Origin of the sequence: Streptomyces sp. SID4985, from assembly GCF_009863025.1 — a bacterium.
Lineage (GTDB): Bacteria > Actinomycetota > Actinomycetes > Streptomycetales > Streptomycetaceae > Streptomyces.
On sequence record NZ_WWIR01000682.1, the window covers coordinates 1 to 13,362 of the forward strand.

General features: G+C 71.3%; 13 protein-coding genes. 9 read left to right on the plus strand and 4 right to left on the minus strand.

Going from position 1 to position 13,362, the window contains the following annotated elements:
- Positions 1 to 1,166, minus strand: a 1,166-nt coding sequence (locus GTW40_RS29930; RefSeq protein WP_161183267.1) for an AAA family ATPase, incomplete at its 3' end; no start/stop codon positions are given.
- Positions 1,167 to 1,472: 306 nt separating this feature from the next.
- Here GTW40_RS29930 and GTW40_RS29935 point away from each other — a divergent pair.
- From GTW40_RS29935 to GTW40_RS33795, 5 genes are all read left to right on the plus strand, one after another.
- Complete coding sequence (locus GTW40_RS29935) at positions 1,473 to 2,261, plus strand: hypothetical protein (RefSeq protein WP_202486598.1); 789 nt, start codon at positions 1,473 to 1,475, stop codon at positions 2,259 to 2,261.
- Positions 2,262 to 2,359: 98 nt separating this feature from the next.
- Positions 2,360 to 2,503, plus strand: a complete 144-nt coding sequence (locus tag GTW40_RS29940) for a hypothetical protein (protein ID WP_161183268.1) — start codon at positions 2,360 to 2,362, stop codon at positions 2,501 to 2,503.
- Between the two features lie 182 nt (positions 2,504 to 2,685).
- A complete protein-coding gene (locus GTW40_RS29945) occupies positions 2,686 to 3,189 on the plus strand; it encodes a GNAT family N-acetyltransferase (protein WP_161183269.1) in 504 nt (167 codons plus the stop codon).
- Positions 3,190 to 3,489: 300 nt separating this feature from the next.
- Positions 3,490 to 3,816 carry a hypothetical protein gene (locus GTW40_RS29950; protein ID WP_161183270.1) on the plus strand — a complete coding sequence of 109 codons (327 nt, stop codon included), beginning with the start codon at positions 3,490 to 3,492 and terminating at the stop codon, positions 3,814 to 3,816.
- A 58-nt stretch (positions 3,817 to 3,874) separates the two neighbouring features.
- Positions 3,875 to 6,325, plus strand: a complete 2,451-nt coding sequence (locus GTW40_RS33795; RefSeq protein ID WP_161183271.1) for a tetratricopeptide repeat protein — start codon at positions 3,875 to 3,877, stop codon at positions 6,323 to 6,325.
- Here GTW40_RS33795 and GTW40_RS29960 read toward each other — a convergent pair.
- Positions 6,313 to 6,984 (minus strand): undecaprenyl diphosphate synthase family protein, encoded by a 672-nt coding sequence (locus tag GTW40_RS29960; RefSeq protein WP_161183272.1) that lies wholly within the window; start codon positions 6,982 to 6,984, stop codon positions 6,313 to 6,315. The two genes, GTW40_RS33795 and GTW40_RS29960, sit on opposite strands and share 13 nt — an antisense overlap.
- Positions 6,981 to 8,390: an FAD-dependent oxidoreductase gene (locus tag GTW40_RS29965; protein WP_161183273.1), complete on the minus strand. Its 1,410-nt coding sequence runs from the start codon at positions 8,388 to 8,390 to the stop codon at positions 6,981 to 6,983. The genes GTW40_RS29960 and GTW40_RS29965 overlap by 4 nt, the downstream gene beginning before the upstream one ends.
- A 419-nt stretch (positions 8,391 to 8,809) precedes the next feature.
- Here GTW40_RS29965 and GTW40_RS29970 point away from each other — a divergent pair, with 419 nt between their 5' ends.
- On the plus strand, positions 8,810 to 9,643 hold the full coding sequence (locus GTW40_RS29970) for a maleylpyruvate isomerase family mycothiol-dependent enzyme (protein ID WP_343245824.1): 834 nt from the start codon (positions 8,810 to 8,812) through the stop codon (positions 9,641 to 9,643).
- Between the two features lie 95 nt (positions 9,644 to 9,738).
- Entirely contained in the window at positions 9,739 to 10,212 is a 474-nt protein-coding gene (locus tag GTW40_RS29975) for a pyridoxamine 5'-phosphate oxidase family protein (protein WP_161183274.1), read from the plus strand.
- On the opposite strand, the gene GTW40_RS29980 is transcribed toward GTW40_RS29975, so the two are convergent.
- Positions 10,200 to 10,652 (minus strand): SRPBCC domain-containing protein, encoded by a 453-nt coding sequence (locus tag GTW40_RS29980; RefSeq protein ID WP_161183275.1) that lies wholly within the window; start codon positions 10,650 to 10,652, stop codon positions 10,200 to 10,202. The two genes, GTW40_RS29975 and GTW40_RS29980, sit on opposite strands and share 13 nt — an antisense overlap.
- A gap of 111 nt (positions 10,653 to 10,763) precedes the next feature.
- Between GTW40_RS29980 and GTW40_RS29985 the strand changes: the two genes are divergently transcribed.
- Positions 10,764 to 11,390 carry a TetR/AcrR family transcriptional regulator gene (locus tag GTW40_RS29985; RefSeq protein ID WP_161183276.1) on the plus strand — a complete coding sequence of 209 codons (627 nt, stop codon included), beginning with the start codon at positions 10,764 to 10,766 and terminating at the stop codon, positions 11,388 to 11,390.
- A 138-nt stretch (positions 11,391 to 11,528) separates the two neighbouring features.
- On the plus strand, positions 11,529 to 13,362 hold a 1,834-nt coding region (locus GTW40_RS29990), incomplete at its 3' end, for a glycoside hydrolase family 32 protein (protein WP_161183277.1).

A 13,362-nucleotide genomic window follows, 5' to 3' on the forward strand; every position in this document is an offset into this window, starting at 1 on the left:
GCCGCTCGCTCGGCGACCGCGTCGAGGGCGGCGACGACGTCCTCGTCCGGCCGCTCGGCGGCGGCCGCCAGGTGCCAGGCCCGCCGCTCGGGATCGCCGGTCAGTACGTCGGCGAGCACACGGTGCGCGGCGCGGCGCCGCGTGCTGGTGGCCGACTGGTAGACCGCCGAGCGCACCAGCGGGTGGTAGAGGGCGACGGTATCGCCGTCGACACGCAGCAACCCGGAACGCTCGACGGTGTCCAGGGCGGCATCGACGGCGCGGGCGGCATCGGCTGCTTCGGGGATGTCCGTGGCATGGCTCGCACCCAGGCGCTCCGCGGCATCGCGGACCACGGTCAGGCGGCCGGTGTCGTCGGCCGCGGCGACCAGCAGCAACCGCTGTGCGGGCTCGTCGAGTTGGCGGACGCGATGGAGGAAGGCACGCTCCACGCCGTCCGTCAGCGGCAGCGGGGCGGGCAGCGGTGCCCGAGCGGCCAGCTGGTCGGTGGTGAGCACGTCGGCCAGCTCGACCAGCGCGAGCGGGTTGCCGCCCGTGCCCGCGACCAGCCGGTCGCACACCGCCGGGTCGACAGCGGTCCCGGCCCGGGCGGACAGAAGCGCGGTGGCGTCGGCACCGGTCACCCCGTCGAGCAGCGCAGTGGGCAGGTCGTCGGCAGCGAAACGACGGGCGTCACCGTCCCGGGCGGCGAACAGCAGCGCCACCCGCTCGGCCCGCAGCCTGCGCGCGGTGAACAGCAGCGCCGAGGCCGAGGCGTCGTCGAGCCAGTGCGCGTCGTCGACGACGACGAGCAGCGGCCCGTCCTCGGCGGCGTCGGCGAGCAGGCTGAGCGTGCCGAGGAACGCCAGGAAGCGGTCACCGTCACCCTCGGCCTCGCCCATCGCGGCCCGCAGCGCCGCAGCCTGCGGCGCCGGAAGCGCGTCGATTCCGGTGCGCAGCGGCCACAGCAGCCGTTGCAACGCGGCGAAGGCCAGCGGCGATTCGGACTCCACGCCGGAGGTGTGTATCACCCGCAGATCCCGCGCGGCCGCCAGGACGTCGGCCAGCAGCGCCGACTTGCCGACCCCGGCCACGCCGCGCACCACCAGCGCGCCACCGTCGCCGGCGCGGGCGGCGTCGAGCAGGGCGGCGATCGCCGCGCGTTCGGGGTCCCGTCCGGCCAGCACGAGCCCAACGGTACCGAACGGGCCGGCCAGGCCCCGACCGCGATGCGGCGACACCAACCGCGCAGGTGATCGCGGCTGTCCACGTGCGGGGTGACGCGCTCACCGCGCACCCGTCCTCGGCCCGAACCCGGCGGAAAACCCGGCGATTTTCCCGGTGAGAAGCTGCCGCGTTCCCACCGATTCTTGTACCCGGCAGACACGGTCACCACCAGCACATCGCGAGTGACCCGCTGCCGCCGTCGACACGACGGGCTTCGTCCCCGTCCCGTGAAACCGCCCGTTCCGCACACCAACCGGAGACATGTCGTGCCCAGCACCACGCCCGTGCCCAGCACCACGCACCTGTCCGGCACCACGCCCGTGCCGAGCGCCACTCCCGTACCGACCGAACCCCTGGCACGGCGTGCGGCACTGCGTCTGTCCGCCGCGCTGCTTCTCCTCGGACAGCTCCTGTACATCGTGATCACCCAGTTCCACACCGGTGGGGCCGCGAACGACCACCACGCCGTGTTCGCCGCCTACGCGGACAGCGGAGTCTGGACCCTCGTGCACCTCGGCCAGTTCGTGGGGATGGCGATCCTCCTCGCGGGACTGCTCGTCCTGTTCTCCGCCCTGGACGCGCACAGTTCGGCGGCGCTGTGGGCGAGCCGATTCGGCGCCGCCTCCACAACGGCGGCACTGGCGCTGTACGGCGTCCTCCAGGCGGTGGACGGGGTCGCCCTCAAGCAGGCCGTGAACGCGTGGGCAAGCGCGCCGGACGCCGAGAAGGCGGAGCGCTTCGCGAGCGCCGAGGCCGTCCGCTGGCTCGAGTGGGGAGTGAGGAGCTATCAGAACTTCGCGCTGAGCATCGCGTTGCTCCTGCTCGCGGCCGCCGCCGTACGCACCGCGTGGATACCGCGGCCGATGGTCCTGCTGATGGCGTTGTCCGGCCTCGCCTACCTGGTGCAGGGCTGGGTGGTCGGCACCGCCGGTTTCTCCCGCACGGAGTCGGTCGCCATCGTGCTGGCCTTCGTGCTGGACGTGGCGTGGATGACCTGGCTCGTCGTGGTCGCCCGGAGGATGCGGGACGCGACGGTCTCGTCGTCCGGCCGATGAACGCGACGGCCACCGCACCCGGCTGACAGCCATGAGGAAGTCACCTTAGCTTTCCGATCGCGAGCGTCGCCGGGGTCGGGTCCGTCACCGTCGACCTGATGACCGGCACCGGCACCGGCACCGGCACCAGCACCAGCACCAGCACCGGCATCGGCACCCGCACCGTCACCGCCTCCCACTCGATCGACCGCGCCGACATCGCCCCCGCGGTCGACCGCGCCGGACACACCCTCGTCCCGTGAACCGCGCCCGTCCCTTACGCCCACTGCGGGACCCCACCCGCCTCCCCCCGTGAGGCCGTCGACCCCCGTGGTGCCGCGTGAAAACCCGGCGGCCGCCCGGCTTCCCCGGCTTGCCCTGCTTCCCCGGCTTCCTCCTCCCCGTCACCGCCCGCCTCCACCCGACCCCGAACCGGACACCCGAAATGACCGAGATCGCGATCCGCCGCGCCACCCCCGACGACGCCCCCGAGCTGGCGGCCATGGTCCGTGAGATCGCCGCCCACGAGGACCAGACGGCGCAGGTGCGCGTCACCGACGAGCAGTGGCGTTCCCTGCTCGGACGCCCCGAGGTGATCGTTCTGCTGGCCGAGCGCGACGGCCCGGCGATCGGCTACGTCTCCTCCGTCCGCCGACTGCACCTGTGGACCGGCGGCGACGTACTCGACCTCGACGACCTCTACGTCCGTCCCGGGAACCGCGACGCAGGCGTCGGGCGGCGACTCATGGCCGCTCTCGCGGCATCGGCCGCACCCGCGCGACTGCTCATCCGCTGGGGTGTGGAAGCCGACAACGTCGACGCGCAGCGCTTCTACCGGCGCCTCGGTGCCACCCTGCGCCCCAAGATCCACGCCGCCTGGTCTCCTGAGGCGTACGCCGACGTGGCCGCGAGCCATGGCCCCGACCACAGCCACAGCCGCAGCCGCTGACGCCTCCGTGAACCAGGCTCCCTGGCGGACGCGTTGCTGCTCACACCTGTCGCAAGAGTCCCCTCCACGCCGGGTTCGCCCAGGCACCGCCCCGGCCCCGGCCTCGAAACCGTCCAACGCGTCTCCACGGATGCCTTTTGACGGGGCGTCGGCAATCAACTCCGTTCCCTGGCGCGGACGGCGACGTTTTGGCAAGGTAAGAGCCGGACGGTCCAGGTTGTCCTTGCGTAGCCCGAAGACGGACGCTCCAGGCGGGTGGTCCGTGAGACGGCGCGCAGGCCGTGTGTGAGGGGGGCGGGGATGAGCCCGGCGGTGAAGCGGGGAGTCGCGGCGGCGGTCACGTTCGTGGTGGCCGCGGTGGTGAACATCGTCACGGGGGTGCTCACCCAGCACTGGGCGGTGGCGTGGTGGGTCGCGTTCGCTGTTCTGGTGGTGGTGGGTGCCGCCCTGCAGGTCTGGGTCGCGGCAGGGGAGAGACCCGCTGCCGGGCAGCGTGTCTCGGACGTGATCGTCGGCGGGTCGCTGCGGCAGGATCTGGGCACGGAGACGGGAGAGCAGTCGGTGGACGGCTCCCGGATCGCCCGGGATCTGAGCCAGCGGCAGGGTGACACGCCCCATGGCCCCTAGATGGTGGCCTGGCAAGCGCCGGGCCCCGCGTGACGCCGTAGGGGCGGCGGAGCAGTCCGTGGCGGATGCCGAGGTCGGTGGCGACCTGCTGCAGGCGGGCAACGACGCGATCTCCGGTCTCGGCGGCGGTACGGTGATCACCGGTGTCCCCTCCAACGCCTCGGTGCGTACGGCGCACAGCACGACCACGGTGCACGGCGATGTCACCGTCTCCGGTGGCTATGTCGCGGGGCGGGACATCCACATCAGGCACGAGGCACCGCGGGTGTCCCTCCGGCCGAATCTTCTTCCGCGTGCCTCCTCGGACTTCGTCAACCGGGTCGCCGAACTGGAGGACGCCGCACGCTGGGTGGCCACCGGGGACCAGGCGCCGGTCATCGTCGTCACCGGTCCGGCGGGCGTCGGGAAGACCGCCCTGGCGCTGCGCTTCTGCCACGCGCAGGCGGACAGTCACCCGGACGGCGCCCTCTTCACCGACCTCGGCGGTTTCGGCGGGCGTGCCCTCCGGACCACGGACGTGCTGGCCGGCTTCCTCCTCGCGCTGGGCACGCCCGCGTCCGACATCCCGTCCTCGTTCCAGGACCGCCAGAACCTGTACCGCACCCTGACCGCGCGGTCGCGGCTGATCGTGCTGATCGACAACGCGTCGAAAGAGGCGGACGTCAGAGACCTCCTGCCGGCCGGCCCGGCGGTCATGGTCGTGGTCACCAGCCGAAGACGGCTCGCCGGGCTGACCGGTACCCGCACGCTGAAGCTCGGCACACTGCAACGCGAGGTGGCGACCGGGCTGCTGCGGATCCTCTCCCGGGGCTTCGTGGAGCAGTTGCCCGACGAGGAACTCGCGCAGGTGGCCTCGTACTGCGGCGACCTGCCGCTGGCGCTGATGATCGCGGGGGCCCGGCTCGACACGGTGGACGGCTCCCGGAGTCGGCACATGATCAGCGCGCTGGGCGACGAAAGGCGCCGTCTGCACTGGCTGGCGGCCGGAGACCTGGAGGTTCGCGCGTCCTTCCGACTGAGCTACGGGCAACTTCCGGCGGACGAGCAGGAGGCGTTCCGCCTGCTCTCCCGGATGAACGGCGGCTTCTTCGGCGGCTGGCACCTGGCGGCGCTCACGGGCACCACACGGGCCCGGGCGGACGATGTGCTGACCCGCCTGCACGATCTGCACCTCGTCGAGTCGGCCCCCGCCACGGACGGCTGCGACCACGTGCTCTACCGCTTCCATGACCTGCTGAGGGACTTCTCGCAGGAGCTCTTCGAGGAGAGCGGGGAGGACTCCGCCGCCCCGGACGCCAGGCTGATCGCGGCCTACCGGGCCATCGCCGTCACCATCGGGCCGGGTCTCTTCGTGGCCGGAGACGCACGCTCCGCCGACCGCCGCGCGGTGGAACTGGGCGCGATCGGACAGCTCCGCGTCGACGACCCGTACGCGTGGTGCTCCGTCGAGTACGCCAACGTCTTCCTCATGGCCGGCCGCGCTCTGGCCGCACACCAGTGGCCCGATGCCGCGGTGCTGGGCGGCGCGTTGCTGCCCTTCCTGCAGAACCGGTGCCTGTGGAACACCGCGGAGGAGTTCTACGCACTGGCCAGAGAGGCCGCCGACCAACTCGGCGACCTCGGGGTGAAGGCGAAACTCCTGCTCGACATCGCCGCAGTCCGCCGCTCGCAGGCCCGCTGGAGCGACTCCGTCGAGGCGCTGGAGGAGTGCATCGCGCTCTACGGAGATCAGCCCGCGAGCCGGGAGCGCGCGCTCGCGCTGGCCAGCATCGGAGTCACCCTTCGCAACGAAGGCGCCTGGGACAGCGCCTGGCACTGTTTCCAGGAGAGCCGCGCCGTGCTCGTCGAGCTGGACGAGCCCTGGGGCATCGCCTTCGCCACGCGCGGGCTGGGCATCGTCCGCCAGTCACAGGAGCGGTGGGAGGAAGCCCTCGGGTACTTCTCCGAGACCGTCGATCTGTTCCACGAGGCAGGCGACGTCGCGCGCGAGGCCATGGCATGGATCCGTATCGGCGCCGTGCTGCGGGGGCAGGGGCGGCCCGGACCGGCCCTGGAGATCTACGAGCGCGCCCTGCCCGTCTTCGCCGGACGGGAGCACCGGAGCTGGGCGGGTATCACGGCTGTCCATCAGGCGGCCGCCCTGTGCGACCTCGGCGAGTACGGGTCGGCGGCCGAGCGGCTCGACGCGGCCGACCTCGTCTTCGACGAGCTGGACGACCGGCGTTGGCGGGGCATCAGCCGGATGCACCGAGGCATCCTGCACCGGCGCGGCGGTCGGCCCGATCAGGCGTCGGCATGCTTCGACGAGGCCCGCACCGTCTTCGCGGAACTCGGCGACCGGCCGGGTACCGCCCGGGTGCTGTTCGAGGCCGGGCTGCTCTACCACGGCATCGGGGACGCCTCCCGGACGCACGACGCTCTCACCGCCGCGCACGCCGCCTTCGCCGAACTCGGCTCACCCCGGGCGCAGACGGCGGCGCGCATGCTGGAGGCCGCTCAGAGCCCCTGAAGTCTCGTACGTTCGGCGAACTCGGCGAGCGCGGCGGTGACATCCGCCGGGGAGAGGTCGTTGAAGAGGGCATCGACGGTGGCGATGTGGGCGTACTGGCTCTGCATCGGCAGGAAGCCGCTGAGCAGGGCGCCCCCGCCGGTCCTGATGACCAGGTCCACGTCGTCCGGAACGGCCAGCGCGGCCTTCGCCTCCTCGATGGACGAAGCACCGCGCAGGGCGGTGAGGACCTCGTCCCAGCCGTCGTATCCCACCAGGAGATGGACCTTCCGGACTTCCTCGCCTCCCTTGCCCCCCTCGCCTCGAACACTCCGAAGCCCTTCCAGGGCGTCGCGGAAACCGGTGGGAAGGCCCTCGTTGCGGCCGACGACCTCGGCTCGCGCCCCATGCCGGCGAAGCACCTCGGGCAGCATCGCGGAGCAGAACCGGCTTTCGGCCTCGAACACCGCGGCCAGTTCCTCGGCGGGGCGAAGGAGGTTTCTGGCGCTCAGCATGTAGACGCTCACCGTGCGGACCCGCGAGGCGAGCAGCAGATCGATGATGTCCGCCAGGTTCCGCATGGCCAGGAGGTAGCCCTCCGTCAGCGGCACCCCGTTCAGCCGGGACCAGCGCCGGGTGCCGTCGGGAATCACCCCGACATGCCGTGGTACGCCGCTCATCTGCGCGCCCGTCCCGTCTCGACGAACTGAGGAGTGTCGGCGATCCGCCGGATGTCCGCCGCCGTCCCCGAACCGACGGCGGCCTCGGCGGCGGCCGTGCCCATGAGCATGGCGCTGTCCATGTTCACGTAGCGGTGCGAACCCAGCCGTCCCGCGCTGATGATGCGCGGCGCCGAGGAGTCGAGGAAGCGGTCGACGGTGCGCAGGGCGTCCGAGGACGGGTCCGCCAGCGGATAGTGCCTGCGCACCCGGACGACCGCCTCCACACGGAGCCGGTCGGGGAAGCCGAAGAACGGGACAGCGCCTGCCTCGGCCACGGTGCGGTGCGCGAGGGCGGCATCGGTCTCTTTCCAGAGCGCGTCGTCCGGATCGCAGTGGATCTCGAAGCAGAAGCCGGTTCTCGACGGCCCGCCGCAGTGCTCGGAGTATCCGGCGGGGCTGTAGACCCGGCTGAAGATCTGCGCGGGCTCCGGGAAGTAGCAGAGGTCGTAGGGCATGTGGGCCCGTGGGTCGTCCGTGGACACGTACACGAAGACCGTCGAGCGGTAGGTGAGTCGCCGGGCCGCTTCGGTGACCTCCGGCGGCACCGAGTCGTTCCGCGCACGGAGCAGGAACGAGTCGAGTGGGCCGGTGTTCACCACGACATCGACCTTCTTGACCCGCGCCCCGGCCGTGGTACCCGTGTCCAGCTCGATGCCGTCGGGTGTCCGGGTCCACCCCACGACCGGTGTGCCGGTGCTGATCCGGCCGCCTCGGCGGGTCACGGCGGTGGTGAGCGCGTCGGGGATGCGGCCGATGCCGTGTTCCGGGTAGTAGGAGACTCTGGGCGGCGCAGCGCGTCCCATCAACTGGGCCGCCGCTTCGGTGAGGTCCGGGATCCTGATGCGCTGCCTCCCCCAGAGGGCCGGAAGGGCTGTGGGGGAGAGCCCGACGTTCTTCGTGACGTGGTCGCGGACGTAGAACTCGTAGAGAGGGCGGCCGAACCGTCGTACGGCCCACTCCTCCAGACTGGCCGGTTCCGCAGGGCCGTTCAGGCGGTCCGTGACGCGTGCTGTCACGTACCGCAGCAGCGGCAGCCAGGCGCCCTGGAGCCCCGATGTCCTGACGAAGTCGCCCAGATGGAAGGGGAATTGGTACAGCCTGCTCTGCCGCCAGATGCCGCGCTCCGGTGTCACCTCACGCAGTCGCCCGCCGAGGAGTCCCCGGATGTCCCGCACGATCGCCGGGTTTCCGGCATACAGGGTGTGCGGCCCGAGGTCGAAGGTCAGCTCCCCGGCGCGCAGGCTTGACGCCATCCCGCCGGTCGACGCCTCCTTCTCGAACAGCTCGACGTCCGCCCCGAGTTCGAGCGCCCTGCGAGCCGCAGCAAGGCCGCACAGACCGCCGCCGATGATTCCTACGAGCAACGATGACCCCCAACCCCGGTGTGGCACCTGGCCTGTTCGGTGGTCCGCTCACTATGGGGGCGCCCCGCGCTCCTGGGAAGTGGTGAACCCGGTCCCGCAGAAGGTCACTTCGCCCCGTGGGGCAACTGGCGGCCGGGAGGGGGGCGCCGGGGCGTGGCCCCAAACACCCACCCGCAGGCGCCCCCGCACTCGTCGTCGCCGCGACCGTGGTGTGGCCTGGTACTCGCGCTGCGCACCCGTCGCGGGTCGCCCGTCCGACCGTCTGACCGTCGAGATCATGTGGTCCTGTCCGGGGGGAACGGTGGTCGACTGCGAGCCGACTGTTCGAGCCCGTGCCTACGGCCTTGTCCCCGGTCGGCGGGTCTGGTTTTGTACCGCGCGACAGGTGCGTGATCACGGAGATGCGAGGAGCGGGCGGCGTGGAACGGGAAGTGGAGACCGGCGGCGGAGGCTCGTTGCCGGAGGGGCTCGGGCGGGCGATACGGGAGACCGCGGGGGATATCGCGGCGCTCCTGGACGGCGCGACGGACATGGCCGGTCCCGTGCCGGGACTGACATGGACCGTCGGTGAGACGGCCGCTCATCTCGCCCTGGCCAACGGGCTGATGGCCGATCTCGCGTCCGGGCAGGAACGGCACTACGGGGACGGCACGCCGCAGAGCCTGGCGGCGGCCAACGCGCGGAGTCTCGCCGAGTTCCCCGAGCGCGAGGCGAAGCCGCTGGCCGCGATGATCGTGGAGCAGGCCGAGGCGTTCCTGGACGCGGTGGAGCGAGCCGTGCCGGACGGGACCGGGGACCGGACGCTCGTGACCCCGCTCGGTCCCATGGACCGGACCGTCCTCGCCTCGTACCTGCTCACCCACATGCTGGGCCACGGCTACGACCTCGCCCGCGCCCTGCGCCGTCCGCACATGATCGACCGGACGCGGGTAGCCCTGTGCCTGCCGTTCCTGAAGACGGCGATGCCGCGCGTCGCCAACGCCGACGCGGCCTCGGGGGTGACGGCCCGCTACACCCTCCGCGTCCGGGGCGGTGAGGCGTTCGGCGTCACCTTCGCCGACGGCACGGTCGAGGTGCTCCCCGCCCCGCCGGAGCGTTCCGACTGCACCATCCTCACCGAGCCGGTCACCTTCCTCCTCATCGCCCTGGGACGCCTGGGCCCCTGGCAGGCCATGGCACGCGGAGGCGTACTCGCCTGGGGGCGCAAGCCGTGGCTGGCACCCCGCTTCCCCACCCTGTTCACGGCACCCTGAGCGTCTCCGGCATCCCTTCATGCCGAGGCTTCGGTCGCAGGTCGTAGGCCCAATGCCTCAGGCGCGCGCCGACACCGCTGGCTACGTTGACCGACATGCAGACCACGGACATCAGTCGCCGGGACCGGGCGAAGCGCAGGCAGGACACTCTCGTCCGGCTCACCGAGGAGCGGGACGTGTGGGTGTCGACCGCTCACCCCCAACACGGGCCGCACCAAGTGCCGTTGTGGTTCTGGTGGGACGGCCGGACCCTGTGGATGAGCACCGGCCGGGACTCCGCGACCGCGCGCAACCTCCGCGAGGAGCCGCGGGTGCGGCTGGCGCTGCCGGACAGCTTCGATGTCGTTCTGCTGCGGGGCGAGGCGCGGTGCCTTCCGGCCGCGGAGGTGCCTGAGGAGGCGGCGGCCGGGTTCGCCGGGAAGTTCGGCTGGGACCCTCGGGAAGAGGAGGGCCCGTTCGTCTACATCCAGGTGGAGTTGGGGACGGTGCTGGCCTGGCGCGGGTCACCGGAGCTGCGGGGCAGGGTGCTGATGCGGGACGGCGCGTGGGTGGCCGATCAGGCCGACTGAGCCGCGTGGTGGGCGGCGAGCACCGGCGGTACGCCCTCGGTCAGCATCTTGCGGCGGACGTTTCCCAGAAGCTTCGACATCGCGAAGCCGCCGACGCCGGTGAACCCCGTGTGCTGCCAGGTGAAGCGGGTGCCGCCCGGTATCTCCTCGAGGACGTACACGACGTCGGTGACCTCGTCGGTGTCGGCGTCGCCCTTCCACGTGTAGCGCAGCCTGTGAGGCGCGTCGACCTCCTGGATCTCGCAGTACACGATGCCCGCCCACCCCATGGTCGGCTTGCCGGCGAACCGGAACGCTGTGCCCACGACCGGCGCGAAGCCCTCGGGGCGGCCGCCCTGGCCGGTGGTCGTCCACTGGGCGACGTAGGCGGGATCGGTCAGGACGTGCCAGACCTCCGCGATCGGATACGGGTACTCGCACACGACCTCGTACCTGCTCATCTTCTTCCTCCGGGGTGCCTGGGGCGACAGGGGCGGATGGCCGGGTGGCGCCGCCGAACGTAGCCTACCTACCGGAAGGTAGGCAAGCCTACCGTGCGGTAGGCTGCGGGCATGGCCGCTTCCCCCGCCCCCGAACCGCCCCGCCGCTCCGGCGCCGAAACCCGCGCCGCGATCCGTCGCGTCGCCCTGGAGCTGTTCACCGCGTCCGGGTACGAGGCGACCTCGATGCGCGAGATCGCGGAGGCGCTCGGGATCAAGAAGGCGTCGCTCTACTACCACTTCGCCGGCAAGGAGGACATCGTCCGCTCCCTGTTCGACCAGCGGGGATCGGAGGCGGAGGAGTTGCTCGCCTGGATCGACACCCAGCCCCGGACGCCGGAGCTGGCGAAGGCGGCCGTGCTGCGCTGGGTCGAGTCGTTCTCCATCGACAAGCTCCACGGCATCCGTTTTCTGACGGCCAACCCGCTCCTGGTGCGCACCCTCGCCACGCAGACCGGCAACCGGATCGGATCCGCGCTCGCGGCCCTCGTCGACGCGCTGACCGAACTGCTGCCCCGCCGTACACCGGTGGACGTACTCCAGTTGCGCATGGCCCTGTTGAGCATCAACGCCGCCGTGGACGCCTCCGCGCGCGGCGACTTCAGTGACGCGGACATCCTCCGCACCGCACGTCACATGGCCGCCACCGTGATGGACGAACTGCTGGCGCGCCAGGGGGAAGTGGAGTCCGGTCGCTGAGCGCGCCGAACCCCGGGAGAACCGAACTCTCCCTGTCCGTTGACGAGTTGACCCCGTACCCCCATCATCTGATCGACCGCGCGCCGATAACGATGTCAACGATGACATGCACATGTCCCCAGGTGAGGGTGGTTTCCCGTGCGTCGAAGAGCCGCAGCCCTGCTCGTCTCCCTGATCGCGCTCCTGGCGGCGATGCTGCCGGGCACGCCCGCGGCCGCAGGGACGGTGCAGGACTACCCGGAGTTCCCGTACGCCCCGACCACCTACAGCGAGCCGTACCGGGGCCAGTTCCACTTCAGCTCGCAGTCCGGGTGGATGAACGACCCCAACGGCCTCGTCTACGCCAACGGGCTCTACCACTTCTTCTACCAGCACAACCCGCACGGCCTGGCCTGGGACACCATGCACTGGGGCCACGCCACCAGCCCCGACCTGGTCCACTGGACGCAGAAGCCGATGGCGCTGGAGCCGGGAGTCCACCCCGGCACGCTGTTCTCCGGCGGGGGAGTCGTCGACAAGGACAACACCTCGGGCCTGAGGACGGGTTCACTGGACCCGATGGTGGTCTTCTCCAACACCAACGGCGTCAGCGTCTTCTACAGCAACGACAACGGCCAGACCTTCCAGTCCTACGACAAGGGCCGCAAGGTCATCGACATCCCGGACGAGAGTCGTGACCCCAAGGTCTTCTGGGACGCGGCCCGGCACCGCTGGGCGATGGTGGTGTGGTCCTCGCAGGGCGGCAACGGCGTGAACATCTACACCTCGCCCAACCTCCTGGACTGGACGTTCGCCAGCCGCTTCAGCGCGCCCTGGCTCTTCGAGTGCCCGGACATGTACCCGCTCAACCTGGACGGCAACTCCGGCCAGCAGAAGTGGATTCTCACCTCCGCCTCCAGCCAGTACGTCGTCGGCTCCTTCGACGGCAGGACGTTCAGCACCGACTGGACGCAGCCGCAGCAGATGGACCTCGGCACCACCTACGCGGGCGGCAGCTTCTACGCCGCCGAGACGTTCACCAACACCCCCGACGGCCGTACCGTCCAGATGGCCTGGCAGGGCGGCAACTACGGCAGCACCTGGACCGGCAACGCGACCTTCCCCGCGACCCTGGCCCTGGTGACCACGCCCGACGGCCCCCGGATCACCCGCACCCCGGTCGCCGAACTGTCCACCCTCGCCTCGGACAGCCGCAGTTGGAAGAACCGTACGATCGACACCGCCAGGTCCGGCAACCTCCTCGACGGCGTCAAGGCCGACACCTATGAGCTGACCGCGCAGTTCGACGTCAAGAACGCCACCGCCTCCCGGTTCGGCTTCGACCTGCATCTGCGCTCGGACGGCTCCGCCGACCGCCGGGTCGTCTACGACACCAAGGCCCAGACGCTCCAGGGCAAGCCGCTCAAGCCGAGGAACGGCAAGGTGACCCTCCGACTCCTCGTGGACCGGGGGCAGTTGGAGCTCTTCGCCGACGGCGGTCTCTACTCCCTCTCCGACAACGCCTACTTCGACTCCGGCGCCGACAGCCAGGGCATCGGACTCTTCGCGCTCGACGGCAAAGTCACCCTGGACAGCGCCACCTTCACACGCCTCAACACCAGTTGGGGCACCGGCCAGTCCACACTGCTGAGCAACCTCAAGGGCCCCTGGCACGCCTCCGGGGGTGCCTGGAGCGACGTCAGCGGCGGCAAGCGGGCCTCGGCCTCCGGCGACGCCTTCTACCTCAGCGCCACCAGCGCGGGCGACGCCACCTACCAGGGCGACATCAGCCTCGACTCCGCCCGCGCAGGTGGTCTCACGTTCCGCGCGGACGCCTCCGGTGCCGGGTACACGGCGAACATCGACACCAGCGGGGTCGTCAAACTCTGGCGCCCCGGCCGGGACATCGCGACGTACGCCACGCCCATCCCGCCCGGCAGCACCCACCATCTGAAGGTGCAGACGAACGGCGACCGCATCCGCGTCTGGCTCG

What these genes read in the sequence shown, in the direction of transcription:
- GTW40_RS29945 (WP_161183269.1), top strand. Translation starts at nt 2,686, where the DNA reads ATGACCGAGATCGCGATCCGCCGCGCCACCCCCGACGACGCCCCCGAG.
- GTW40_RS29950 (WP_161183270.1), top strand. Translation starts at nt 3,490, where the DNA reads ATGAGCCCGGCGGTGAAGCGGGGAGTCGCGGCGGCGGTCACGTTCGTG.
- GTW40_RS29985 (WP_161183276.1), top strand. Translation starts at nt 10,764, where the DNA reads ATGGCCGCTTCCCCCGCCCCCGAACCGCCCCGCCGCTCCGGCGCCGAA.
- GTW40_RS29975 (WP_161183274.1), top strand. Translation starts at nt 9,739, where the DNA reads ATGCAGACCACGGACATCAGTCGCCGGGACCGGGCGAAGCGCAGGCAG.
- GTW40_RS29980 (WP_161183275.1), bottom strand. Translation starts at nt 10,652, where the DNA reads ATGAGCAGGTACGAGGTCGTGTGCGAGTACCCGTATCCGATCGCGGAG.
- GTW40_RS29960 (WP_161183272.1), bottom strand. Translation starts at nt 6,984, where the DNA reads ATGAGCGGCGTACCACGGCATGTCGGGGTGATTCCCGACGGCACCCGG.
- GTW40_RS29940 (WP_161183268.1), top strand. Translation starts at nt 2,360, where the DNA reads ATGACCGGCACCGGCACCGGCACCGGCACCAGCACCAGCACCAGCACC.